The 25,861-nt window shown below is 37.7% G+C and carries 17 protein-coding genes and 1 pseudogene; 3 read left to right on the top strand and 15 right to left on the bottom strand.

The window, feature by feature from the left end; genetic code table 11:
* Positions 1-5 precede the first annotated feature (5 nt).
* The 9 genes and pseudogenes from BN202_RS06065 to thiC form a co-directional block, all read right to left on the bottom strand.
* Positions 6-2,327 (bottom strand): ATP-binding protein, encoded by a 2,322-nt coding sequence (locus BN202_RS06065; RefSeq protein WP_019219725.1) that lies wholly within the window; start codon positions 2,325-2,327, stop codon positions 6-8.
* A 288-nt stretch (positions 2,328-2,615) separates the two neighbouring features.
* Positions 2,616-5,243 carry an aminopeptidase N gene (pepN, locus tag BN202_RS06060; RefSeq protein ID WP_019219724.1) on the bottom strand — a complete coding sequence of 876 codons (2,628 nt, stop codon included), beginning with the start codon at positions 5,241-5,243 and terminating at the stop codon, positions 2,616-2,618.
* 70 nt (positions 5,244-5,313) lie between these two features.
* Positions 5,314-6,140 (bottom strand): annotated as a pseudogene (locus BN202_RS06055) (uracil-DNA glycosylase).
* 380 nt (positions 6,141-6,520) lie between these two features.
* A complete protein-coding gene (locus tag BN202_RS06050) occupies positions 6,521-7,279 on the bottom strand; it encodes a hydroxymethylpyrimidine/phosphomethylpyrimidine kinase (RefSeq protein ID WP_019219723.1) in 759 nt (252 codons plus the stop codon).
* A complete protein-coding gene (locus BN202_RS06045; protein ID WP_019219722.1) occupies positions 7,270-7,875 on the bottom strand; it encodes a thiamine phosphate synthase in 606 nt (201 codons plus the stop codon). The genes BN202_RS06050 and BN202_RS06045 overlap by 10 nt, the downstream gene beginning before the upstream one ends.
* Entirely contained in the window at positions 7,872-8,645 is a 774-nt protein-coding gene (locus BN202_RS06040; protein ID WP_019219721.1) for a thiazole synthase, read from the bottom strand. The genes BN202_RS06045 and BN202_RS06040 overlap by 4 nt, the downstream gene beginning before the upstream one ends.
* Positions 8,646-8,649: 4 nt before the next feature.
* On the bottom strand, positions 8,650-8,847 hold the full coding sequence (thiS, locus tag BN202_RS06035; RefSeq protein ID WP_019219720.1) for a sulfur carrier protein ThiS: 198 nt from the start codon (positions 8,845-8,847) through the stop codon (positions 8,650-8,652).
* 3 nt (positions 8,848-8,850) lie between these two features.
* Positions 8,851-9,801 (bottom strand): FAD-dependent oxidoreductase, encoded by a 951-nt coding sequence (locus BN202_RS06030; protein WP_019219719.1) that lies wholly within the window; start codon positions 9,799-9,801, stop codon positions 8,851-8,853.
* On the bottom strand, positions 9,798-11,630 hold the full coding sequence (thiC, locus tag BN202_RS06025) for a phosphomethylpyrimidine synthase ThiC (RefSeq protein ID WP_019219718.1): 1,833 nt from the start codon (positions 11,628-11,630) through the stop codon (positions 9,798-9,800). Before thiC ends, BN202_RS06030 begins: the two co-directional genes overlap by 4 nt.
* Before the next feature lie 1,854 nt (positions 11,631-13,484).
* Here thiC and BN202_RS06010 point away from each other — a divergent pair.
* Positions 13,485-14,465, top strand: a complete 981-nt coding sequence (locus tag BN202_RS06010) for a phage tail protein (RefSeq protein ID WP_019219714.1) — start codon at positions 13,485-13,487, stop codon at positions 14,463-14,465.
* Between the two features lie 770 nt (positions 14,466-15,235).
* Here the strand turns inward: BN202_RS06010 and BN202_RS06005 are convergent.
* The 5 genes from BN202_RS06005 to BN202_RS05985 all read right to left on the bottom strand — a co-directional run bounded on the left by BN202_RS06005 (position 15,236) and on the right by BN202_RS05985 (position 21,534).
* Positions 15,236-16,030, bottom strand: a complete 795-nt coding sequence (locus tag BN202_RS06005) for a heme ABC transporter ATP-binding protein (protein ID WP_019219713.1) — start codon at positions 16,028-16,030, stop codon at positions 15,236-15,238.
* A complete protein-coding gene (locus BN202_RS06000; protein ID WP_019219712.1) occupies positions 16,027-17,124 on the bottom strand; it encodes a FecCD family ABC transporter permease in 1,098 nt (365 codons plus the stop codon). Before BN202_RS06000 ends, BN202_RS06005 begins: the two co-directional genes overlap by 4 nt.
* Positions 17,125-17,129: 5 nt before the next feature.
* Positions 17,130-18,032: a heme/hemin ABC transporter substrate-binding protein gene (locus tag BN202_RS05995; RefSeq protein WP_019219711.1), complete on the bottom strand. Its 903-nt coding sequence runs from the start codon at positions 18,030-18,032 to the stop codon at positions 17,130-17,132.
* Positions 18,033-18,048: 16 nt separating this feature from the next.
* The gene (locus BN202_RS05990) at positions 18,049-19,092 is read right to left on the bottom strand and encodes a hemin-degrading factor (protein ID WP_019219710.1); all 1,044 of its coding nucleotides are present in this window, start codon (positions 19,090-19,092) and stop codon (positions 18,049-18,051) included.
* 267 nt (positions 19,093-19,359) lie between these two features.
* Positions 19,360-21,534, bottom strand: coding sequence for a TonB-dependent hemoglobin/transferrin/lactoferrin family receptor (locus BN202_RS05985; protein WP_019219709.1), 2,175 nt, complete (start codon positions 21,532-21,534; stop codon positions 19,360-19,362).
* Between the two features lie 237 nt (positions 21,535-21,771).
* On the opposite strand from BN202_RS05985, the gene BN202_RS05980 reads away from it, so the two are divergent.
* A complete protein-coding gene (locus tag BN202_RS05980) occupies positions 21,772-22,494 on the top strand; it encodes an energy transducer TonB family protein (RefSeq protein ID WP_019219708.1) in 723 nt (240 codons plus the stop codon).
* A 102-nt stretch (positions 22,495-22,596) separates the two neighbouring features.
* Here BN202_RS05980 and BN202_RS05975 read toward each other — a convergent pair whose 3' ends face one another.
* Positions 22,597-24,720 carry a lytic transglycosylase domain-containing protein gene (locus BN202_RS05975; protein WP_019219707.1) on the bottom strand — a complete coding sequence of 708 codons (2,124 nt, stop codon included), beginning with the start codon at positions 24,718-24,720 and terminating at the stop codon, positions 22,597-22,599.
* 246 nt (positions 24,721-24,966) lie between these two features.
* On the opposite strand from BN202_RS05975, the gene dapA reads away from it, so the two are divergent.
* Positions 24,967-25,860, top strand: a complete 894-nt coding sequence (dapA, locus tag BN202_RS05970) for a 4-hydroxy-tetrahydrodipicolinate synthase (protein WP_019219706.1) — start codon at positions 24,967-24,969, stop codon at positions 25,858-25,860.
* Position 25,861 lies beyond the last annotated feature (1 nt).

The following is a 25,861-nucleotide window of genomic DNA, read 5'->3' as shown; positions in this document are numbered from 1 at the left end:
GATCTTTAACTTTGTTGGATTGGCATTATAATGGTTACAGTTGTCCCTTTCATTTCTTTAGAGGTAATTTCAAGCTTTCCTTTGTGAAGTTCTAGCAAGGAGCGTGAAATGGCTAAGCCAAGACCTGAACCCGTATGGGTTTTCGTGAGTTGATTTTCAACTTGTTCAAAAGGTTGCCCAAGTTTTTTGATTGCAGATGAGGGGATGCCAACACCTGTATCTTTAATTTTAAAAACAAGGTTATGTTTTTTCTTAAAAGCGCAAACATTAATACTTCCGCCAGAAGGCGTGAATTTAACGGCATTCGAGATAAGGTTAAGAAAGATCTGTTTAATGGCGCGTCCGTCAACTTCTGCATGCAGTTCTGGGGCAATATTTGTTGTAAATGCAATATTTTTTTCTTGAGCTTGTGGTGTAAGTGTTCGCACTGCTTCACTAATGATGGGCTCTAGATCAGTATTTTTACAATCAAGGTTAAATCTGCCAGCTTCGATTTTGGACATATCAAGAATATCATTGATAAGGGTTAGAAGATGAGTTCCTGAATTGTAAATATCGTGCATATATTCTTTGTAACGTTGCGAGCCAAGAGGACCGAAGGTAGATTGCAACATGATATCTGAAAAGCCAAGAATGGCGTTAAGAGGGGTACGCAATTCATGGGACATATTGGCTAAAAATTCTGATTTAGCTTTATTAGCACTTTCAGCCCGTTCTTTTTCTGCTTTTAAACTTTTATTGAGTTTTTCAACTTCTGTTGCACGTTGTTGTGCACTTCCTCGAGCACGTTTAAGTTCTTGAATGAAAGAAAAAAGCCGTCTTTCACTGTCTTCAAATTTTTCTTGTTGTTGTTTAAGTTCAGAAATATCTGTCCCAATGCACACAAGCCCTCCATCTTGGGTGCGTCGCTCATTAATTTTGAGCCAATAACCGTCTGCAGTTTGTCGGATACTGGTTAAATTACCAGTACCATCATCTTTAAGAGGATATTCATTGATTGCAGGGCGAGCCATGGCTTCAACGGTTGCACGTTGGATTCCTGATTGTAACACCTGTTTAGGGATAGCGGCATATTCGCAAAATTTGCTGTTGGACATGACTAAACGTCCTTCAGAATCCCATAATACAAAAGATTCTGAAATATTTTCAATGGCATCACGGATACGAAGATCGGCTTGCGCTGTTTCTTCTGCAAATTGACGTTGTTCACTAATATCAAAAGCAATACCGACCAAATGGGGCTCTTTTTCATCGGTAACTTCAGCCCGAATACGCATCCATACATAATGGCCATCAGCGTGTCGCATGGGAACATTAATATCAATATGCTTTTTTTGCCCTCCCATTAATTCTTGAGCAAGATCAAAAAAATTAGCATCATTTGGGTTGATAATGGCGGTAATTTGCGAAATTGACAGCAGTGCATCTTGAGGGACATAACCGAGCATTTCATACATTGCCCGTGACCAGTAAACACGTCCACTTGCCATATTCCAATCCCATAAGCCACAGCGCCCACGTATCATTGCCATATCAATACGGTTTTGTGTTTTTTCTGAAATTAAATCTGTATTGCGTGCTCGCACAATTTGATTACAATAAGCATAGAGGAGAACCAAAATAATGCCGCCTGTTCCTATGAACAAGGTCATATTTAATGAGAAAATTTTGCGCCATTCCATGTAGACATATTGCTTCTTTTGGCTGATGAAGACACCATATTGTCCATTTCTTGTTTGGCTAAATGTAGCAAGGGCAGGAGCATCTTTGCCCATTGTAATTTCCATAATGCCAGCATGTTGTCCCAGAGCTTGTAAAGCAACACCCTCGGAGGTAAAGTCCTGTAAGGGTTTTCCTAAAATAATCTCTGAACTGGATGAGGCTACGACAATACCTTTCTGATCGATTACAGCAATAACAGTATGAGGACTGATAATGTCTTTATTAGGAAAATTGTTCAGGATATTTTGTAAATGATGATGAGAAAGAGCAGCAAATTTCCCTTTTTCAGTGACAGTAAGTAAGTCACGATCAATTGTATTACTAATATGAGAAGCGACAAGAGTAAGGGTAGAGCGTGTGTTTTTATCAATAACATGACGCCAATCATAGATTGATACAAAACGAATTGTTGCCAGCACAACAAGAAATGCAAGAATGACAAATGGAAGTAAACGTCGCAGCCAAGGTTCAATAAAGAGAAGTTTTTGAGAGGCTGAGCCAAAAAACAGATGAATACGCTCTGTCTTTATTTTATGATTTTGAGTGCTTGACTTTGAGTCAGCATACACCTCCGTTGGCGCATTATATGCGTCCAATTTAGCCATTTCTTGTTCCTTTAATTATGGAATAATGTGTTATAAAAACTGTTTCAATATTCATAATAAAACCCCATAGGGTGCAATGAATCAAAACAGGAGTCTTCTGTCCAGTCTTTTTTTCAAAAAAAGTATTTTACTTTTATTGAATGTGGATGAAGGAAATAAAAAGGAACTTTAAAATGACCTCTAAACGGGTTTAAATCTCCTGTTTAGAGGTTTATGATAGTTAAGTTATTCGTTGACATTATTTTATAAATGATATCATAACATACTGATTATAAATATTTTTCTACTTTAAGCGAGGAGACGCTGAATGATTTCAGCCACATCGCTTGACAATTGGGGGGCTTCCGCAATTGTTTTTAATGCGGTTTCAAATTTTTGTTGCCGAATGGGCTCTAATTGTCTCCAAGAGCGCATCATGGTGAATAATCGTGAAGCAAGCTGTGGATTTTTTTTATCAATTTCCAAAATGATTTGGCAAAGAAAGCGATAGGATGCCCCATCAATTCTATGAAAACCTGTTAAATTATGAGCGGCAAAGACACCAATCAAAGCGCGTACACGGTTAGGATTATCTTGTGAGAACAGCGGGTGTTGCATGAGCTTTTGAACATGCTCGAGTGTTGATGCTCCCGGAACCATTGCTTGAATGGAGAACCATTTATCCATAACCAAAGGGTCATGCTGATATCGATTTTCAAAATCATTTAAGGCATTTTGCGCTTGCTCACTTTTATTAAAGCGCCGTACCAAAACAGTGATACTGGCCATACGGTCAGTCATATTATCAGCTGTTGCATATTGTAAAGCAGCACGATTTGGATTGGCTTCGGTGATGGAAAGATAGTCGAGTATTATATTGCGTAATGCTCGTTTTCCAGTTTGTGCAGGAGTTGATGAATAGGGCTCATTGCTCTCCATTTGTATATAAACTTTTGTGAAAAGCTCTTGATATGTCCGTGCGAGTGAAGCTAAAAACTGGTTACGCACATGGTGAATACGCTCTGGATCAACATTTTTCCCAATTATATAGGCAAGCTCAACTTCACTGGGTAAACTTAAGCAAAATGCACGAAATTCTGGCTCAAGGCTTTCATCTGTAAGGGTATTTTCCATCAGTTTTAGCAAAGCAGAAGGCATATTCTGCTTTTCTGATGTTTTGTCCTGAATAGCCTGAATAAGAGCCTGTGTGATCAAATGATGAAGAGACTGCCAACGATTGAGCTGATTGTCATCTTTTTGTGCAAGAAAGAAAAATTCGCTTTCATTGAGGGAAGTTTGTAGATTGATAGGTGCAGAAAAATCTCTAAGCAGTGATAAAACAGGTTTTTCGCGCAGGTTTTTGAATGTAAAGCTTTGTTTTTCTTTAGAAAGCAGCATAACATTTGATTGAACATCCTCATCAGCTTCATAAGTAAGAGATTCTCCATTCTGTCCTAAAAGAGCAAATGCAATAGGGATAAGCATTGGTTTTTTTGTATTTTGTTGTGGTGTTTCTGGAATATATTGTTTTGCATGAATCGTGAGAACACCATCGCGATAATGGCTATCAATTTCCACATTGGGCGTGCCTGCTTGTTCATACCACAACATGAATTGTGAAAAATCTTGATGAGAGATTTCAGCAAAACAGGCAATAAAATCTTCAATTGTACAAGCTTGTCCGTCATGGCGTTGAAAATAAAGATCCATCCCTTTACGAAAAAGAGCAGGGCCTAAAATCGTATGTATCATGCGAACGGCTTCTGCACCTTTTTCATAAACGGTTGTGGTATAAAAGTTGTTGATTTGGCTATATTGACGAGGACGTACTGGATGGGCAAGAGGACCAGAATCTTCAGTAAATTGTGTGATTTTCAATGTTTTTACATCTTCAATTCTCTGTAGGCTACGGACATTTTGATCTGAGGAAAATTCTTGATCTCGGTAAACAGTTAAGCCTTCTTTTAAACAGAGTTGGAACCAATCACGACAAGTAATACGATTACCGGTCCAGTTATGGAAATATTCATGTGCAATGACGCGTTCAACATTTCTATAATCCTGATCGGTTGCTGTTTCAGGATCTGCAAGAACATATTTATCATTAAAGATGTTAAGCCCTTTGTTTTCCATTGCTCCCATGTTAAAGTCGGAAACAGCAACAATATTAAAAACATCGAGATCATATTCGCGTCCAAAACATTGTTCATCCCAACGCATAGAACGTTTGAGAGCATCCATTGCATAGGCCGCGCGTTTTGTTTTTCCTTTTTCTACATAAATACCAAGTTTAATATGCCGACCAGATACGGTGGTAAAGTGGTCTTCTAACTTATCAAGATTACCGCCAACCAGAGCAAAGAGATAAGACGGTTTTGGATAAGGATCTTCCCAAATAGCAAAATGATAATTATCCTCAAGAGTCCCTGTTTCTACGAGATTGCCATTGGAAAGCAAGATAGGAATTGTTTGAGAATCTGCTTCAATTTTTACCCTATAGGTAGAAAGGACATCTGGGCGATCGTAAAAATAAGTAATCCGACGAAATCCTTCTGCTTCGCATTGTGTGCAATAAACGCCATTTGAAAGATAAAGCCCCATAAGCTGGCGGTTGCTTTCAGGATTCACTTCCGTGATCAATTGTAAGGTAAAAGGAGTTACGGGTGGCTTTAGAATTTCTAAATGTGAAGGAGTGGCTTTATAAGCATTTTCAGATAATATCTTTCCATTAATAGAAACAGAAATTAATGTAAGATCATCACCAGAAAGCACAAGAGGTGTTAATTCTTTTGCGTTTTGACGTGCTTCGATCAACAATGTTGCTGTAACAGAGGTTTTTGTTGGTGCCAAACGGAAATGCAGTTCTATCTTTGGGATAGCATAAGGGGTTGGTTGGTATTCTTCTAAACGATAAATGGGAACGGCTGTTTGTTGCATAATTTTTCCTGACTGTATTTGTAAGAGTGGGAGATCGAAAGAACGTTCTATTTTGTGATGAGACAAAAAGTTACGGGAGATTATCTAAACGGTTTTTTACTTCTAGAAAATCCATCCATGTAAGCTTTTTTTGACTAGGAGTTCGAAGGAGGTAAGCCGGATGAAAAGTTGGCATAACAGGTATTTTGATATTGTCTTCGCTTTCATAGGTGAGCCATTTCCCTCGGGTACGGATAATCCCATTTTGTGCTCCCGTAAGAAATTGGGTAGCAACCCCACCAAGTGCGACAAGAATACGAGGTTTAGCTAAATAAATTTGCCTTTCAATAAAAGGGCGGCATAATGCAACTTCCCTTGGTGTTGGTGTACGATTTCCTGGTGGGCGCCAAGGAATAGTATTTGCTATGTAAACATGATTTCTTGTTAAACCAATTGATGCGAGAATTTTATTGAGCAATATTCCTGCTTTTCCGACAAAAGGGATACCTTGCATATCTTCCTCTCGCCCTGGTGCCTCTCCTATAAGCATGAGCGGACTTCCTGCTGTTCCATCTGAAAAACAAGTATTTTTTGCTGTTAATTTTAATGAGCAGCCATTAAACGCAAGGAGAGCAGATTTTAATTCATCAAGTGTTTTTGCACTTTTTGCGCTTTCTATAGCAGAAGATTCACCTTGTAGAGTGTTCAAGTTAGGCAAGGGATGTTTATCTAACTTTATGAGCGGTGATGTTTGTTGATGATGGGAAACCTTTACTTCTTGGATTGTTTTTTTTCTAAGCAAGCCGCTTGATTGAAGCGATCAATAGGTGAATCCGTCAAGACAGCATCCGCACCACTTTCTTTATAAAAGTTCAAGAGTTCCTCATAGGAGATTGAGTACGGTATTTGATTTAACATTTTATCATTTTCTAATGATCTATTGACTATGGATAGACCAGATAACATCATTCTTCAAGCACTATGATGTGAGGTTTATATCTGAAAAAATTCTATTTTCTTTAATCCAAGCAAAAACTATAAAATGAAATGATATTTTTTTCAATGTGTTATCTTATTTATTAGATTATACTCAATTGCTCTGTAATAAAAAAGGTATCAAATGTAGGAGATGCAACTTAAGATACTCGGATAGTGAGATGCTATAATTATAAAAGGTAGCTGTATAGCAGTATGTTAATATAAAAACTCTTTGAACGATATCTACCTTAATTTTAGAGAAAAACCATTATATGATCATGCAAAATGTAACAAGAAGAGTTCAATATATGATTAAGATTTTAAGAATCTTTTTGATTGTGATTGAGCAGTAATGTGTGAATATACGCTTTTGCATTTTTTATAGCTTGGGGCAGAGATTCATTTAATGCCAACTGTGCCGCAATAGCGCTTGAAAGGATACAGCCTGTTCCACGCATTGTTTCCGTTAAGCGCGCCGTAGCAATATTAATCATTTTAGTTTTATTAACAAAGATATCGGTTGCAAGAGGGCCCTCTGCATGTCCACCTTTTATCAAGAGAGAGTGTAGGCCGAATGACAAAAGTTTTCTTGCTTGTTCTATTGCTTGCTTATGATAAGATGCTAATGGACTTTCACTAAGAAAAGCGAGTTCTTCTCTATTGGGTGTTAGAAGAGTAACATGAGGAAAAAGTTTGTTGACCACTACTTCTCTAATTGTTTCTGTTGTCAGTTTTCCTCCTGAGGAAGCAACAAGTACAGGGTCAAAAATAACAGGAATATGGGGATAGTCTTCAAGTACACTGCAGATTGCTGTTATAATTGCTTTTGTTCCTGTCATTCCAATTTTTATTGCGCCTATAGGTTTAGCCTCCAAAGCACAGCGCATTTGTGCGACAATCAGTTCTTCACGCATTGGAACAATCTCAGTAACGTGGTTATCATCTTGTACATTAACGCAAGTGATAGCTAAATTTGCTTTTATTTGAAAATGGGCAGTTGTTTCTATATCACGAACAATACCAGCACCTCCCGTTGGATCGGTGCCTGCAACAATGAGAATAGAAGGCATCAACGCCATGTTTTTGTGACTTTTATCCACTGTTTTACACGTTCTTCAGGTTTTTTATGGAGAATAATATCGGTCACAACAGCAGCACTATTGGCTCCTGCAGATAAAACACCAACTGCGCGTTCTGGTGTTAAGCCACCAATGCCCACTAAAGGTAAAGCACCAATCCGCATTTTCCATTGTTTGATTTTTTCTAATCCTTGAGGTTTCCATTTCATTTCTTTTAAGATTGTAGGATAAATAGGTCCCAGAGCAATATAGTCGGGATGAACAGAAAGTGCGATATCCAATTCTCGTTCATCATGTGTGCTAAGACCAAATTTGATATCATTTTTACGAATTGCAGAAAGGTCAGCATTACTTAAGTCTTCTTGCCCAAGATGAATAAAATGGCATTTTTCATCAATTGCTATTGTCCAATGATCATTAATGATTAATTGTGCTCCCCATTTATCGCAGATGTTTTTTGCTTGCTTAATATGTTGACGGATTATTTTAAGATTTTCATTTTTCATACGCAATTGTATGAGTTTAACACCAAGAGGAACCAAACGTTCAACCCATTGTGCATTGTCAACAATGAGATAAAATGGATCTAGTTTCATGAAAACACTGCTTTTCCAATGACTGGTGTTGAAGGGACCGCCACATTGCGTGCTTCAAGCATACCTGCTTTATATCCCATACGCCCTGCTTGAACAGCTTGAGAAAACGCTTCAGCCATTAAGACAGGATCGCCTGCTTTAGCAACCGCTGTATTAAGAAGTACTGCATCATAACCGAGTTCCATAGCAATAGCGGCATGGGATGGACGCCCAATGCCAGCATCAATAACGAGAGTAACATCAGGAAGATAAGCGCGAATAGAACGCAGCCCATCGGTATTATGAGGCCCCTTAGCAGAGCCAATAGGCGCACACCAAGGCATAATAACTTGGCATCCAACATCGAGAAGTTTTTCAGCAACAATGAGATCATCTGTTGTATAGGCAAAAATATGGAAACCCTCACTATTTAAAATTTGTGCTGCTTCGATGAGGGAAAAAACATTTGGCTGTAAGGTATCCGCATTTCCGATAATTTCCAGCTTAATCCAAGAGGTTTTAAAAAGTTCTCGTGCAAGCTTTGCCGTTGTAACAGCTTCTTTAACAGTGTAACAACCAGCGGTATTAGGAAGTATTGTTATATCCAGCTCTGTCAGAAATTGCCAAAATTGTCCCCCTTGTTTGCCACCCGCCGTTTCACGACGCAATGAAACCGTTACAATTTCTGTACCAGATTTACCAATAGCATCGCGCAGAATTGCAGGTGAGGGGTACTGTGCTGTACCTAACATAAGACGAGAAGAGAATTCACATCCATACAGATTCAGCATAGTCTTATCCTCCTTGCATTGGACTTAAAACTTCAATTTTATCTCCCTCATGTAAGACGAATTGTTCTCGCGCGTTGATAGGAACAACTTCAGCATTAACAGCAATAGCAAGCCAATTACCTTTATAACCCAATTCATCAAGCAAAAGTTTAAGGGTGCTAACTTTTGTTTGAATTATTTCGCCATTGACAAATATTTTCATACTCTACTCCAATGCCAATTCTATTGCTCGTTTTGCCATTTCTGGAGACAAAAGAAAACCATGTCTATAAAATCCATTAATAAAAATATGCTTACCATTTTTGCATACGGAAGGGAAGTTATCAGGATAAGATGGGCGAACACCAACACTGGATTCAAGAATTTCTGCTTCAGCAAAAGCAGGATGCAACGTGTAGGCGGCATTGAGCAGTTCCATCATTGATCTGACAGAGATTGCACCATCAAAGTCACTTTCAATCATTGTTGCACCAATCATAAAAATATTATCTTCTCGAGGCACAATGTAGAGTGGAATGCGTGGATGAAGAAGGCGAATTGGGCGAGAAATTTTAATCTCCCTACTGCGTAAGAGAAGCATTTCACCACGAACACCGCGGATATTTTTGTCTTTTCCCAAACGTGCTATACCTGTCGCATCAATGATAAGATCAAATTTTTTTTCAGATGTTTGGGTATCAACAAAACAGGCTCCATTTTTTATAAGATTTTCTTTTAAAGCAATAAGCGCTTTACGAGGATCAAGATGTGCTTCATTTTCATAAAAAAGTGCATGGTTAAAATGTTCTGCAAGATCGGGCTCAAGACGCGCTATTTCTTCACCATTGATAATTCTGTGATGATGTGTCCGCTTTGAAAATCGTTCAAGTTCTACCTTATCTCGTGCAGGTGCGATAACTAAAGTTCCTTTTCGTATGACCAAATGGGGGAGTGTTTTATGCCACCATTCGATGGCTTGTATGCCAAGATCTTCAACAATTTGTTCAGCATTTTCTCTTTCACAGTAAGGTGCTAGCATCCCTCCTGCATACCAACTTGCCGTTCCTATAGGAGAAGAAGGTGGGGCTGATACAGTAATAGAAAAACCTTTTTGTTGTAACATAAAAGCGGCTGTTAGCCCCCCTACACCTGCACCTTTGATAAGAATGTTTTTCAACTGTTTACTCTCTTTTTTTGAAGAGGCACGGCTTCCGTATAAAGCTCACCTTCCTTTTGATACTTCTCTGCCATCGCAATCATCCCTTCATCTTTTGTTTTTTTCACGACTGTCTCACGAATATCGTGGGAAATACGCATAGAACAGAATTTTGGTCCACACATGGAACAGAAATGCACCAATTTATGAGCTTCTTTAGGCATTGTTTCATCATGAAAGGCGCAAGCTGTATGTGGATCAAGAGAAAGGTTAAATTGATCATGCCATCTAAAGTCAAATCGTGCCCGTGAAAGAGCATTATCGCGCAATTGCGCTCTGGGCAAACCTTTAGCAAGATCAGCGGCATGGGCAGAAATTTTATAAGTGATCACCCCAGTTTTCACATCATTTTTATCAGGGAGACCTAAGTGTTCTTTAGGCGTTACATAACAGAGCATAGCTGTTCCAAACCATCCAATCATAGCAGCGCCAATTGCTGATGTAATATGATCATAACCAGGAGCAATGTCCGTGGTAAGAGGACCCAAAGTATAAAAAGGTGCTTCATGACAGAGCTCTAATTGTTGTTCCATATTTTCTTTAATTTTATGCATTGGCACATGTCCAGGACCTTCAATCATAACCTGTACGTCTTTTGCCCAAGCAATTTTTGCCAATTCTCCTAAAGTCTTAAGTTCAGCAAATTGAGCTTCATCATTAGCATCGGCAATAGAGCCAGGGCGCAATCCATCTCCCAACGAAAGAGAGATATCATAGGTACGTGCAATATCACAAATTTCATCAAAATGTTCATAGAGAAAACTTTCTTTGTGATGATGGAGGCACCATTTTGCCATAATAGAACCACCCCGTGAAACGATACCTGTTACGCGGTCAATGGTGAGAGGAATAAATGGCAATCTTAAGCCCGCATGAATGGTAAAATAATCCACTCCCTGTTCTGCTTGTTCAATAAGGGTATCACGGAAAATATCCCATGTTAAATTTTCAGCAATACCCTGTACTTTTTCGAGTGCTTGATAAAGAGGAACAGTTCCAATCGGAACAGGCGAATTTCGAATAATCCACTCACGAATATTGTGAATATTCCGTCCTGTTGAGAGATCCATAACTGTATCTGCTCCCCATCGAATGGCCCAAACCATTTTATCAACTTCTTCTGCCATAGAGGATGTTACGGCTGAATTGCCAATATTAGCGTTAATTTTAATACGAAAATTGCGTCCAATAATCATTGGTTCGCATTCTGGATGATTGATATTTTGAGGAATAATAGCACGCCCGCAGGCAATTTCATTGCGAACAAATTCTGCATTATAAAATTCTGGTATTGATCCGTTTGATGTTTTATTTGATTGTACTCTCTTTTGATTTTTTATTGTGAGGCCTTCATTTTCCCGTATAGCGACATATTCCATCTCTTCTGTAATAATATCCGCACGTGCATATGCCATCTGTGTAATTGCTTTGCCATTTTTTGCGCGCAAAATAAGGCGTTTTTGTTTAAAGGAAGGTATAGGTTTTGCATCATAGCTTAACCCATTATCTTCCGGTTTCACTGATCGTTCAGAATAACATTCAGTATCAGCGCGCTTAGAGAGCCAAGGTGAGCGAATTTTGGGCAAGCCTTTTGTAATATCAATGACCATATCTTTATCTGTATAGGGGCCAGAAGTATCATAAATATTTAAAGGTTCCTCACCACTGCTATCGGTCAATGAAATCTCACGCAATGGAACACGTACATCAGGAAAAAGAGGGCTTTGTTGATAAACTTTACGTGAGGCAGGAAAGGGGCTGCAACTGATTGATGGAATCTTTTTCTGCATAAACTTTTTCCTTATAAACACAGAGTTCAAAAACAGATTGTGGGGTGAGGGGGAATATGTTCAAATCATCAATGATAGCTTCTTGAATGAAGAGGGTATAAGAATGCTTTTAATACCAAGACACTTCAAATAAATATTAAGAAGTTTTATTGAAAAGATTGGTGCAACAACTCTCATATTATTTGTCTTCCCCCTTCAAAGAGCTTTTATTTGCAAAGACATGGTTGGCTTAAATATTTATATTGTCAATCGCAAAGATATGTTTTTAACGATTTTTCTAAGTTTGTTAGGAACAAAAGCAGATAGTGTGACGTAGTGAGCAAGAATAAGAAAGTTTTCTATAAAGAAACGGTAAGAGCAAAATTCATTACTAAAACAATGGGATTTATGTTTGGCTCTTCCATGAATTGTTATTCTCCATATAGCTCTTTTACTGATCTAGAGGTGTATCTTCAGAAATCAGTATTTTTTTATAAAAAGATGTTATACTATTTTCTATTGAGCGAAAAATTTTTAAATGGTGATAGTTTTGTTTCTGAAATCATGAGGCATATTATCTTGAACTTATTATTATCTAACAAATTGCAAGCCCTATAATATGTTCTCAATGCTTTTTATGTAAAGCTCTTGTTGCTTTGAATGTACATGACTATTTCATTTTCAATAGAGTTTGAAATATTATTGCTTGCTCAGATCAAATAGAAAAACATTTTTTGGAACTTATGATGTTGTCATAACAGTCTGGAGAATCTTTATTTTTTTCTTGCCATGCAGAAAGAGAAAGTCAATAACTGTACAGGTTCTGTTCAGAAGAGTTTATTAATCTTGCAAAAAAAATCTATATATAATAAAATGCTATACATAAGTGATCGTACTAAGTGTGAAACAACAATGGGCGATTCCGATTCTTCAAAGATCAATAGTGTGTATTTTGCAGAGGGTGGGGTGCAGGTTTGCCGTTTTTCAATTCACCTAAAGGAATTTATATCCTTCAAATTTAATGAAGGTATATAAGGCATCGCTAGTATAGTGAAGTTATATTATTCTTAAATTGAAACATAGGGAATTTATTCTCTTGAATGCTATGCTCTATGAGGTGCTAGACTGTGAACAGCAGGCGTTCAAAAAGGTTTTGATGTTTATCTGGCAAACATTTTCAGAAACAACTTTCATAAAATAAGATGTCTTTTAAGAGCTCTCTATAGACACATAAAAACATGATGGACTGTGTAAAGAATTTAGGGCAAATTTTTCAAAATTTGTTTGATACAGATAACAGAAAAAAATTATAACCTCTTTAAAAACTAGAGATGAAGTAAAACAAATAAGAAAAGTTTTGCAAGAATAGGTCAAAAGACAAAAGTTATTTGTTCAAAATATAGCGAAGAAAGATAAGGGCAAATCCTATAAAATCTTTCTGGTGAAAAATCACTAACTTATTGTAATAGCTATAAATTTAATATAGCTGATAAAAATTTCAAATATATGAGCAGTTTTTATAAATCTAACAAATTGTTGCCTTCAAGAAAGGCCATATGAAATTTTCAAAAGGGATTTTATGAACAATATTTGTAAAATTTACAAAAGACGCAAAATTGCTAAATAAAGTCGCAGAATTACAACAGCACAACAAAGCTAATGTCTGATGAGATCCTTACACCGCAAATGGATACTTTGATGTTTGCATTATAAAAAACTGGGGCGAAATTAGTTTACTTCATTGGAGGGAGCAAAAAGAAATAAAATTGAGTAAATACAGATAACATAGAAGGACATGATGTATCAACGAAAGGTGACAAAGGGGAATTATTCTTTGGTGCATAGAAAAGTTATTAAGAATAACGGAGGAGTATAATGTCTAATATTTATGATTGGTCGCTAAAGGCAGATGAAAATGCGCATTCAGATAATATCATTAATTGGGCAGAAGGCCAGCCTCCCAGTTCGGTCAATGATAGCGCACGGGCGATGATGCAGCGTGTGCGTGAATATCTTACCGATAATGGCGGTTCTATTAATTCAAATTTTATGGTCAATGCGGAAGAGAAAACAACATTAATCACGTTGAAAACAGTTTCACCTATAGAGAAGTACAAAAATGATATCATCATACGTTTTAAAGCGCGTGGTGTGAATATTGGTACAACGACAATAACAGTGAATAGTATAGGAGAGAAGCATATTTATAAAGCCACTCATACGGGTGTTATACCGTTAGAAGGGGGAGAGCTACAAACAGATGGTATTTATGAAATGGTATATAATGGCGATGTTTCAATGGAAGGTCGAGATGGTTGGTATCTCTTAAATCCGACACCTCTTCCACCACCAAAGGTAGAGACTTTTCCATGCGGATTTATTGCTACATTTGCTATGCAAGAAGTGCCAAATGGTTGGCTTTTATGCGATGGTACGACCTATAAGCGTAAAGATTATCCGCGACTATTCAGGGCAATAGGCGATAAATGGGGAAAAGACAGCGATACGACTTTTAAAGTTCCAGACTTTAGAGGCATGTTTTTACGCGGTTTTGATAATGGTCGTGGTTTAGACGCGGATAGACAGTTTGCCGATGAGCAGCAAGATAGCATGAAATCGCATAAGCATATTTGCACCATGGAAGAGGCTGGTGAACATACGCATAGGTTTCAATATAGTGGAATTGGATGGGGTGCCAATGACATTGGGAGAAGGAATCCTTTTTATCACTATGAAATCATTACGGGGAACACTCAATCAGCTGGTGCGCATACGCACAAAGTAACTATTTCTGCGACGGGTGAAACAGAAACGCGGCCTGTTAATGCAACGGTTGTTTATGCTATAAAGTCATAAGATTTTTGAATAATGAATAATCTCTCCCCTATTGAAGGTATTATTAACGCGGACTAACTCCGCGTTATTTTTATGTAAATAATAAAAAAGGGGCAGAGGTAGTTAAAAAAGACATTTGGAACGGATGAAAACTCTTAAAGCAATTAAGACATCATCTCAAAGACTATGCAGAGTAAGGATATCAACTATTGACCAAGAAGTGGACTATAAATTATTTTACTTTATAAGTGTGTGATTTGATAAAAAAATACGTAAAAAGGTCATTAAAAATTTGATTTCTCACTGATATGACAAGAGATCTTTTTGTGAAGCATTTTGGAGAGTATATAAAATTATAGCATTGTTTAATATGAGCTAAAAAGAGGAAGATAATACCACAAAGTTATGAATAAGGATGAGAGAGAGCTACGAGACTTTTAGCGAATCCGAAGTAAAATAATGATGAGAATACACTTCGCTTTATACCTTATTCTCATGACAGAGGCATTTTCATGTATTTCTTACATTATTTTATAAAGACCAGAGTGGTAAGAATAGAGAAATAATTCCTAAAATTCTCATATGTTTTTATCAAATAAAGCTTTAAAAGCTCTGAAACACATAGTTTTCCCGCAAATGTTCTTAAACCTATCGCTTCCTTTTCAAAAATAAGACAGCTCTCATAGAGAAAAGAGTTGATGATAATTCCTCAATCTCTCTCCTCATTTCATTTTTCTGTGTATTTTAACTCTTGGATTTAAGCAAATAAATCTCTGAAAGATTATACACCATCATAAGCAGGATGCTGTTTGAGGGAGTATAAATGGAACATCTGTTTTAGGCAATTCAGAAACAACTAAGGAACAATGATAAACATCGCGCAGATTTTGTGTTGTCAAAACAGTAGAAGCATTTCCTTCAGAATAAATTTCTCCCTGCTTTAGCAATATCACTTTATCTGCATAATGTGCCGCAAGATTAAGATCATGAAGAACGGCAAGAACACCACCACCACAACGGGCAAAATCTCTAGCAATATCCATAACGACAATTTGATGTTGGATATCGAGGCTTGCAATAGGTTCATCTAGTATCATCCAACGAGGAATGCCATGACAAACAGGTTCCCAGATCTGACAAAGTACGCGGGCAAGCTGCACTCTAGCCTGTTCTCCTCCTGAAAGTTGATGATAATATCGATCAGCATAATCAACAAGTCCCACGCGTTCCAAAGCTTTTTGAGTAAGGCTTCGCATTTTAGTTTTTGTAATGGTGTATTGGTTTATAGAAGACCCAAGCTCGACCACTTCATGAACTAAGAATGGGAAGACGAGCACTGTTGATTGTGGTAGTACTGCACGCATTTTCGCCATTTCAGAAGCTTTTGTTTGGCTAACATCATGACCATTTAATGTTATTTTCCCACGATAAGGAATTTCACCACTCAACGCTTTGATAAAAGTACTTTTTCCAGATCCATTGGGACCGATAATGATAGTAAAAGCACCGCTTTTAGCTTGAAGATTAATATGATTAAGAATTTGTTTTTTACTGCGTTGAACGCAAATATGGGTTGCTTCAATCATGAAAAATTTGTTCCCCGTTTTTTTATCAGGATCCAAAGGAAAAAAGGTGCTCCAACAAGTGCCGTAACAATTCCAATTGGTAATTCTGCAGGGGCAACAATTAAGCGTGCAAATGTATCAGCAAAAATAAGCAGTGCCGCGCCCAAAAGAGCAGAGCAAGGAATAAGATAGCGGTGATCTGGACCAATTAACTGGCGTAAAATATGTGGAACAACAATACCAATAAAACCAATACCACCGCTGACAGCAACTGCGCTACCACACATGAGGGCAACAAGGAAAATAGCACTGTTTTTAATTCGTTGAATATGAAAACCAATATGGCCAGCAACAGCTTCTCCAAGAGCAAGAGCATTAAGTGCTCGTGATAAAAAGGGTGAAAAAAGGAGAGCAATACAGATAAAAGGGAAAATAAGCCAAACTTTCAGCCATGTAGCACCCGCTAGAGAGCCAAGATTCCAAAAAGTAATGTCACGCAATTGTTGATCATTTGCGATAAAAATGAGAGTTCCCACAACAGCACTGCTCAAAGCACCAAGAGCAATACCTGCGAGAAGCATTGTTGCAATAGAAGTAAAACTATGATGCGTTGCTATTGTGTAAAGAACAATTGTTGAGAGCAGACCACCAAAAAAAGCTCCTATGATAACTTTGTAAGGTTCTAAAAAAGAGGCAAATGAGATGGGAAAGGCAATACCAACAACAATTGCCAAAACGGCACCAAGACCTGCACCTGCTGATACGCCTACAATTCCAGGATCTGCAAGAGGATTTCGGAATAATCCTTGCATGAGAACACCAGAGACAGCTAAAGATGATCCAACCAATAATCCTAAAATAACACGAGGAAGCCTAATATCGATAAGTATGAGGTACTCGCGGGTCTTACTACTTACTGAAAAATCTTGTGTAAGCATTATATGAAGAAAATCAAAAAAAGAAACCTTTGAGGGACCATTCAAAAGTCCACCAAAAACGCTGCAAATGAGAAATGCGATAAGAATCAATAATATAATTTTCTTTAAATATGCACGATCTATTTTTTTATTCGCTTTTATTTTAGATGCATATATTACGGATGTCTCATCTACCATTTGTATTAATTCTTACCATTTTCGTTTGCACCATAAAAGATGTTAATAAGTTCTCTTGATGCTTCCGCAGTGCGTGGACCAAATCCTAACAGATACATGATATCCATCTGTTTAATGGCATGATTTTTTGCAGCAGTTGTTGCTTGAACTGCTGGTATAGCTAAAATTTTCTCAAGGTTCGTGGATTTTTTACTATGTTTTACAAGTAAAATAACATCAGGATTTGATTTTAATAATGCCTCACCATTTAATAGCTTGTATCCTTCATAATCGCTGATGGCATTGATACCACCTGAAAGCTTTATCATCGCATCGGCAGCAGTACCTGTTCCAGAGGCCATAATGCGATCATTTTGCACAGAGAGTACAAAAAGAACACGCTTTGGTTTTGTTACTTTCGCTAAAAGCGCATCATTATCTACAAAATCACGACTTATTTTTTGAATTAATACAGCAGCTTGTGCTTCACGATGAATGGCTTTACCAACGACGCGAATCTTTTCTATTACATTTTCACGAGAATAGTCTTCTGGTACAATCACTATTGGAATAGAAGTTTTCTTAAGGATGTCAATTGTTGAAGCAGGACCACTTCCTTCAACAAGTAATATGCCCTCTGGATCAAGTGATAAAACTCCCTCAGGTGATAGAGCACGCATATATCCAAGTACAGGAAGTTTGAGTGCATCTTGCGGGTAAACACTTGTACTATCACGAGCTACAAGTTGATTTTGAGCTCCTAGTGCATAAACAATTTCTGTAAGAGAACCACCGATAGAGACAATCTTTGCATTTTCAGAAAAGTGCGTTGTAGGTTCAGCAATGACTGGTTGAGAAAAGGAGATAAGAGAAAATAGTACAAAAACGGAAAAAATGTTCAAAAATCTCTGTAAAGAAAGTGCAATCATATCCAGTTTTACCTTTCTATGCAACAATAGCTTCTTGACTGGCAGGCAGACTACTTAATAATGAGCGCCAATCTTCACGTTCTTTTTGCCCTTCCTTTCGCATACCAAAGAATTGAACAATCATCTCACCATTTTTATCGAAAATCTCAAGTGAACTAACATAACCATCACTCGTAGGTTTACGAACATACCATACACGATCAATACCAGAAATGAGTAAATGTAAATCAAATTTAGGATCAAGAACATTAAGCCATGATCCCATCTGTTTAATATTTTTTACTTGCCCGCTGAAAATTTGAATACATCCTCTGTTCCCAACAAAGCACATAATAGGTATTTCTTGCTTTGCAACTTCCTTGAGCATCATTTCAACAGATTCTATTGTCACTTCATTGGCAAATTCACCACCAGCATGTTTTACAGCATCATGTCGATTAATTTTGAACTCAGAAATAATCTTATGAAGCTGGTGCACATCAGTCATGTTCCGCCAACGGTCTCTGAATTGTTCAACATCAAATTCTGTAGTGTTAGATTGACTTGGAATAGAAAGTGGAAGAACATCAAGAACAGATGATTGGTCTTCATGAAGCAATTTTTCAACCAGTCTATTCCATTCTTTCATATTTGTTGTGTCTCTAGAATAAATTTTTAAGATGGCAATACCATATTGATCAAAAAATTGCAGACTTTTTGCAGACTTTCCAAGAATAATGACATCATACTCAAAAGCAAATTTCCATTGTTTTGAAAAAATACGCAAATCAATTTCACCAAGAGTAATAGGGATATGTGGACTTTGAACAATTTTTTCAAAACATCCAGTTACCTCATGAACAGCGTATTCATTGCGTGTCAACACCATAACTGTTCCAAGCAGAGGAGCATTTTCTAAGAAAGTTGCAACATCCGCTTTGAGTTTTTTTGCTTTTCCAATGGTACAATAGGCAGCAATAAGTTCTGCCTCAGAGATACCAATAGAAACCGCAAAATCACGATTTCGCATTTCTTTTTTTTCTTCACGCAAACAAATAATCGTTTCAGCTGTATATGACATAGACCTTCCTTAATATTTGTACAGAGTTAACTTTCAAAATTTTACAACTTCAAGACAATAGATTGAATCACTCTCAACAGAGGATTCAACCCATCACTAAATTAAGTTCTTATATCAACAACAAAACAAACGAAAGGCGACAAGTGAAGAATAGTTAAAGCGTTTCTTTCAACTCTTTGTGATTTAAAGAATGATAAGAATCAAAAGACAATAATTTACCCTTTTATCGATACAAATTTCCATTGTTTTAAGAGTTAACAGAAACGACTAAAACTTTTGCACGAATGACACTTTAAAATTACGACCAGGTTGACTATAGTAATCCTTTGGTGTTGAGCTTTTACCTGAAGGAAGATCTGATACATTCCAATATTTTGCATTGAAAAGATTATAAACACCAGCTCTTACAACAGGCCCATTTTCACCGAATGGCTTCCACCACCCTGTTATATCCACGACATAATATCCTGGAACTTTTTGGTAATCAGACTCTTCAGCAACTTTATCACGCTTGGCTGCCAAAGTAAGCATAATATCGCTACCCCAAGCTTCCGCAGCATATCCTAGCCCGATAATTGTTTTCAAAGGCGGTATGGAGTTCAGATATTGATTTTTATCAAGATCTTTTCCTTGTGAATAGGCAAGAGCAACATTGCTATGAAAACCACTTTGCAAAGCCAAATGTGCTTTTGTTTCAGCGCCAAAAATTCGTACGCGCGAACGGTTCACATAATGCCGACGCGCAAATCTGAATTCTTCAGATGGCCCTCTATCCTCGGTATCTATGAAATTTTTATATTGGTTAATAAAGACACCAAAAGAACCACCAAAATTCACATTTCCATATTGTATTCCAAAATCATAACCATTACTTGTCTCTGCTTTCAGATCAGGATTTCCTTTCGAGTAATAAGCAGAGGGTTTAATATAAGAAACATAAAGTTCTGAAACACGTGGTGCACGAAAAGCCTGCGCCCATTGCGCATAGAACGTTACTTGACGAATATCCCACTCCATGCGCAATTTAGGAGAGAGACGCGAACCAGTTCTTTCTGGAGGGAATTTATCAGAAATAAGAGCTTTTTCATAAGCAGAAGTTTTTTGAGGGACATATTTGTACCAATCATAACGAACCCCAGGTGTTATGCGGAAACGATTATCAGCCAATCCAATTTCATCTTCGAAAGCAAAACCAATATTGTAACTATTTGTGTCTGGTGAATCCGATCGATTAGCAGGAACAAAAAGGCACCCCCGTGCATTTTCTGGCAAATGACAATTATCTTTACCTAACAAATAGTGATGAAATTTAGATGACGAAGCACTCGTAGCAAACTTTAACGTATGGTCTAAAGTGCCTATATAAGCCTTTTTAAGAGCATGAGCATTGAAACCATAACTGGTATTACGCAAAAAATTATCTCTTAAGTAATCACCGTTGGGCGCCGATAGACGAAAGCCAGTCATAATGTGACGATCTGACTGTCTTTGCCAATAAATCTGCCCACGAAACATATCCAGAATAGCATCTCCATTACCATTATAATTATAAGAAAGAGAAAGGCGTTCACGGTTTTTATTATCTTTATCATAAACGGAACCTTGTGCATATCTTTTAGATGCATCTAATGAATGTGTGTTACTATTATGAGCAAAACGTTCCGCAGTAAAACCAACCCAGTGACGGTCATTCAAATATTGATGAATTTTAAAGAGCAAATTGTTTTTGTCAAAATTGGATGGGTTTTTAAGTGTACGCCCATCATACCCTCCTACAGTTCCCATATTTTTGCGCTCATGCCCTTCCACATGAGATCCTTGAAAAAGCAAAAATGTTTGTTGTGCACGCACCGCAATAGCTTGATCTACACGCCAACTGTTATCAACAGAGTGGTAGCCACCTTTTGTAAGGCCTCCCCAATTTTTTCCGTCACGAATAAGATCTTCAGGATTAAGCGTACGCAAAGCAACAATTCCCCCTAAGGCACCAGATCCATAAAGGCTAGAATCCGAACCTTGAATAATATCAAACGTAGAAAGTGCACTAAAATCAAAAGTCGTGTTTCCACCATTTCCACGGAATATGTCATCAAACCATGGAACAGAAATGCCATCCATTGTTGTAAGAATACGGTTTGCATTTAAACCACGGATCACGAAACTGTTATTGAGTGAGTTATAGGCAACCGATGGATTAAGACGACTAACATCATGAACATCACTTATTTGTTTTTCATCAATATCCCTAGCAGTTTTTCGATCAGTCAAAATAGTTACTGAACCAGAAGCATCTTCTATTTTTTTCCCTTTAATAACAATCGGCTTAAGCTCAGTCACAGCATCTTTATTGCTGTTTTGTGCAAAAACAAATGAAGGTACACAGACCGACAAAGCACTTAAAATCACGCAGCTTTTATGGATGTTTTTTTGTTTTATTTGCATAACACATAATAACCTTTATTTTAACAACCCCCTCCAGCTTAAAATTCATTAAAACGTTTGACTTAAGAAGATCACAAATTAGCCAGCCAAACATAAAGTGATTTATTGAGCACAAAACCACGCTGAAAACATATTAAATATGACAAAATCAGTCAAGAAAAAAGTTGCATTTTTTAAATAGCCTGTTTTAATGAATTTTAACAACAACTATTAAGCTTAGAATAGTGGCGGAAAAGTATGTTTTTTGCAAATACAAGGCGATTATTAGCTCTTTGGATTTGTGGATTTATTTGTGCCTTCTCTTTGCATATAGCATTGGGAGTACAGTTTTACTTTTACAGTGCCGGTGTAAGTAATGGCACGTCCTCTTTCCCGATTATGCTGACTTTTACTCAAGAGGTTCTTTCTCCGGATTTTGATACAGATTCGGCTAATATTGATACGGATCTATCAAATGTTAACACTGAGCCAGAAATATTGGAGCCTGATCTTCCAGAGCAGGAATCAGAGATGTTGGAAGCCGTGAATGAGGATCAACCGGAAGAACTTTCACCTCAAAAAAGTGAACATGAAGTACACATCAAAAAAACGATACCAAAGATTGTTGCAAAGCGTTCCACTATAAAAGCCAAGCATTCTTCTAACACCTTCAAGGGTGGTGATGCGGTAACACGTGAAGATGCACTATTAATAGAATGGTTGGCAAAAGTACAAGCGCAATTAGAAAAGCAAAAAAACTATGTTGTGGGACAACGTGTCAGTCGTGCAAAAGGAACAGTGAAGCTAGAATTTAGGGTGCATGAGCAAGGGAATATTTTTTCTAGTCGCGTTGTGGTTTCCGCTGGTGATCCAGAACTTGATCGATTAGCCATAGCGGTGCTTCAACGTGTGAGCTCTTTTCCTCCACCACCACCATCAAAAGTCAATAAAATTATCAGAGTATCTTTGATATTCAGTTGATTTTCAGGAGGAGCTGAGATTTTTCCTAATTCATTACCACAATATTGTTGTTTACGAGTTGAGAAACAAGAATGAACGACTTAAGGGTGAATTGAGACTGGATTATTTCCACCGGCCGAAAAGAAGATCGGCTTTTATATCCGTTTTTCCAGTCAGTCTTGTTTTGTAAACTCCGTAATTTTCCATGACACGCATCACGTAATTACGTGTTTCTGTATAGGGAATACGTTCAACCCAGTCGATGACTTTATCAAGAGACTGTCCTCGAGGATCACCATAACGTTTTATCCATTCATCAACCCGACGGGCTCCTGCATTGTAACCGATAAGAGTTAAGATATAAGATCCATTAAAGCGTTCCAATTGTTCGCTTAGAAAATAGGCACCTAATGTTGCATTATAACTAGCATCACTGTTTAATTTTTGAGGTGACCATGCCATTGAATATTTTTTTGCGAGTGTTTTTGCTGTAGTAGGTAACAACTGGAGTATACCTCGTGCGCCTGCTTTTGATATGGCTGTTGGATTAAATTCACTTTCTTGACGGGCAATAGCATAAACAAGCGCTTGTCCTGCGCCAGAAACATTTGCAGAACTTGGTATAGCACCTATAGGATGGGAAAGTGCACCAACATTTTTACCTTTAAAAACAGCCGTTTTTCCAATTTTGAGGCTTGTATAATAGTCGCCATTTTTTTCTGCCATCACAGCGAGAAGAGCTAGTTCGCCAGGACTTTCTATTTTTTCGCCGAGTTCTTTATAAAAGAGTTTAGCGAGATTAGCATACCCAGCTGTTTCAAGGCGTTTAATTGCTTTAATAGCTTCTCGTGTACTAAACCGCTGTCGTTCAGTCGCTGTTGGCTTAGGAAAAGAAATTTCGAGTTTTTTTTGATTAAGACGTGAAGTTGCTAATTGACCATAATAAGTTGCACCAAAATGGGCGGCGCGATGAAAATAATTCTGGGCATTTTTATGTTCTCCTAGTGTTTCAGTAGCTCGTCCCATCCAATAGTATCCACGGGACAAGGAAAGAGGTGCGGAAGATAATTGAGGAATACGTGAAAAATGGTGCATTGCCAATTTAGGATCATGAAGAAATCGTAGCGCATACCATCCTGCGTGAAATTCAGCATCCACTGCTAATAAAGATGTCATATTATTGTGCATGGCAACGAGTTGATAAGCGATTTTAGGTTTATTTAAATCGAGCATTTCGCGAGAAAGGGCGCGTCGCTCTTTCCATAATGCATGAGGATCCATAAATTTTAGTGCATCCTTTGGTGTTCTCATCATAAGTGTTGCTGCTGCATTATATTGTCCAGTTCGTCTAAGATGGCGGATTTGAGCAAATTGTAAAAGGGGATGTTTTTGCCATGAACGCTCCACAAAACTTAATTTTTGTGCAGCTCTAAGATCATTTTTTTCAACGGCAACAAAGGCATTAAAAAGAGATTGGGCACGGGCTAATTTTGCAACGCGCTCTGCTGAATCAAAGCGATGAGCGTAAAGCATAGATTGCATACGTTTCAGATGATCTATAGGTTTTAATACAGCGCTTGCATTTTTAAGAATAAGCTCTTCTTCTTTTGCATTGAGTTTTGCTTTATGCCACCACGGTGCAATAATTTGTTGAGCATGGGCGATTTGTTTTGTTGCAATAAGTGCTTTTGCAAACCGAGCCATACCTTGTACTGTTAAAGGGGGATGATGAGAAAATTTTTGGAGAATGACGTGTGTGAAATTGTTTTCGTTGATAAAAGCACGTTCAGCATTACGTTGCATAATATCTATGCCTGGCCATCCTTTTAACTCTTTTATTGCATTGAATATTTCAGAGCTTGGTATGTTGGCTTGATTTGATATAGCGATTACCCATGTTAAAATATGACGATCAAGGCTCTTCTTTTCCAATGAATTACGAAGACTTATTGTTTTTGCAATATTGTTATTTAAAAACGCTTCTAAACCGGCTTTAAGCTGCTTGAGAGTAGAATTATTATCGGGCGTAGGAGGGTGTGTTGTGTGAACCTGTCTAAAAGGTTTTGGCACTTCTTTTTTTAGGGCAACGGGGTTGGGACGAACCAAAGGGATTGGTGCTTTCCCATGTACAAGGGGTGTTTTAGCCCATGTAGTTGAAAATAAACACGTACTTGAAAATAAAATTGTTGTCGCCAGTATAAGTGCAGTAAAGGTTTGTAGACAAAAAATAGCAGAAAATGCACGCATAAGAAAAAACCTAGAGACCTTGCTATTGGAGGAACATCAAGAATTTTTATAAGAGAAGCGTGAAAAACGGGTTAATGTGCGCTAATCATCTCAAGAGATATTCAGAATTGAAGGAGATATATGTTAAATCTTGAGAGAGTTATTCTGAAATTCATCTTGCTTCAATGATAGAGCAAGATTATGCTCTATCATTGGGTAATTTATAAGGCCATTAAAAAATAAAGAGAACATTACAGGGAGTTTATCATGCTCAAGGGAGCTATCACTGCACTTATCACACCATTTGATGATAAGGGTGCTATTGATGAGAAGGCATTTTGCAATTTTATTGAGTGGCAGATTGCACAAGGTATTAATGGTGTAAGTCCTGTTGGAACAACGGGTGAATCGCCGACTTTAAGTCATGAAGAACACAAACAGGTTATAGAATTGTGTGTTAAACAGGTTGCCAAGCGCATTCCTGTTGTTGCTGGAGCAGGCTCAAATAGCACAAGTGAGGCTGTAGAGCTTGCCCAACATGCACAAAAGGCAGGTGCAGATGCAGTTTTGGTTGTCACTCCTTATTATAACAGGCCTAATCAGGTTGGTTTATACAAGCATTTTTCGTCCATTGCGAAAGCTATTTCTATACCTATTATAATTTATAATATTCCCGGTCGTTCTGTTATCGATATGGCTGTGGAAACCATGAGAGATCTGTGTCAGAATTTCAAAAATATCATTGGTGTTAAAGACGCGACGAGCAAAATTGAGCGTGTTAGTGAACAACGTGAAAAATGTGGTAAAAATTTTATACAGCTTTCCGGTGATGATAGTACGGCATTAGGTTTTAATGCACATGGAGGTGTGGGGTGCATTTCGGTATCATCCAATGTTGCTCCAAAGCTTTGTACAGAGCTTCAAGCTGCTTGTTTGCGTGGTGATTATAAAACAGCACTTGAATTAAATGATCGTTTGATGCCTCTCAATCGTGCAGTCTTTATTGAACCAAGTCCTGCTGGTATAAAATATGCTGCTGGAAAATTAGGGATTTGTGGGAGCGCTGTTCGTTCACCAATCGTTCCACTAACAGATACCACAAAGGAAATTATTGATGCAGCCCTCTGCCATGCAGGACTGCTTAAAGACGAGATATTATAAG

The organism is Bartonella florencae (assembly GCF_000312525.1).
Classification (GTDB): Bacteria; Pseudomonadota; Alphaproteobacteria; order Rhizobiales; family Rhizobiaceae; genus Bartonella; species Bartonella florencae.
The sequence above is the reverse complement of the archived record's forward strand: the minus strand, read 5'-3'. Positions and strand labels throughout refer to the sequence as shown.

What these genes read in the sequence shown, in the direction of transcription:
- BN202_RS06010 (WP_019219714.1), top strand. Translation starts at nt 13,485, where the DNA reads ATGTCTAATATTTATGATTGGTCGCTAAAGGCAGATGAAAATGCGCAT.
- BN202_RS06065 (WP_019219725.1), bottom strand. Translation starts at nt 2,327, where the DNA reads ATGGCTAAATTGGACGCATATAATGCGCCAACGGAGGTGTATGCTGAC.
- dapA (WP_019219706.1), top strand. Translation starts at nt 24,967, where the DNA reads ATGCTCAAGGGAGCTATCACTGCACTTATCACACCATTTGATGATAAG.
- BN202_RS06040 (WP_019219721.1), bottom strand. Translation starts at nt 8,645, where the DNA reads ATGCTGAATCTGTATGGATGTGAATTCTCTTCTCGTCTTATGTTAGGT.
- pepN (WP_019219724.1), bottom strand. Translation starts at nt 5,243, where the DNA reads ATGCAACAAACAGCCGTTCCCATTTATCGTTTAGAAGAATACCAACCA.
- BN202_RS06005 (WP_019219713.1), bottom strand. Translation starts at nt 16,030, where the DNA reads ATGATTGAAGCAACCCATATTTGCGTTCAACGCAGTAAAAAACAAATT.
- BN202_RS06050 (WP_019219723.1), bottom strand. Translation starts at nt 7,279, where the DNA reads ATGGCGTTGATGCCTTCTATTCTCATTGTTGCAGGCACCGATCCAACG.
- BN202_RS06045 (WP_019219722.1), bottom strand. Translation starts at nt 7,875, where the DNA reads ATGAAACTAGATCCATTTTATCTCATTGTTGACAATGCACAATGGGTT.
- BN202_RS05990 (WP_019219710.1), bottom strand. Translation starts at nt 19,092, where the DNA reads ATGTCATATACAGCTGAAACGATTATTTGTTTGCGTGAAGAAAAAAAA.
- BN202_RS06000 (WP_019219712.1), bottom strand. Translation starts at nt 17,124, where the DNA reads ATGGTAGATGAGACATCCGTAATATATGCATCTAAAATAAAAGCGAAT.
- thiC (WP_019219718.1), bottom strand. Translation starts at nt 11,630, where the DNA reads ATGCAGAAAAAGATTCCATCAATCAGTTGCAGCCCCTTTCCTGCCTCA.
- BN202_RS05985 (WP_019219709.1), bottom strand. Translation starts at nt 21,534, where the DNA reads ATGCAAATAAAACAAAAAAACATCCATAAAAGCTGCGTGATTTTAAGT.
- BN202_RS05975 (WP_019219707.1), bottom strand. Translation starts at nt 24,720, where the DNA reads ATGCGTGCATTTTCTGCTATTTTTTGTCTACAAACCTTTACTGCACTT.
- BN202_RS05995 (WP_019219711.1), bottom strand. Translation starts at nt 18,032, where the DNA reads ATGATTGCACTTTCTTTACAGAGATTTTTGAACATTTTTTCCGTTTTT.
- thiS (WP_019219720.1), bottom strand. Translation starts at nt 8,847, where the DNA reads ATGAAAATATTTGTCAATGGCGAAATAATTCAAACAAAAGTTAGCACC.
- BN202_RS05980 (WP_019219708.1), top strand. Translation starts at nt 21,772, where the DNA reads ATGTTTTTTGCAAATACAAGGCGATTATTAGCTCTTTGGATTTGTGGA.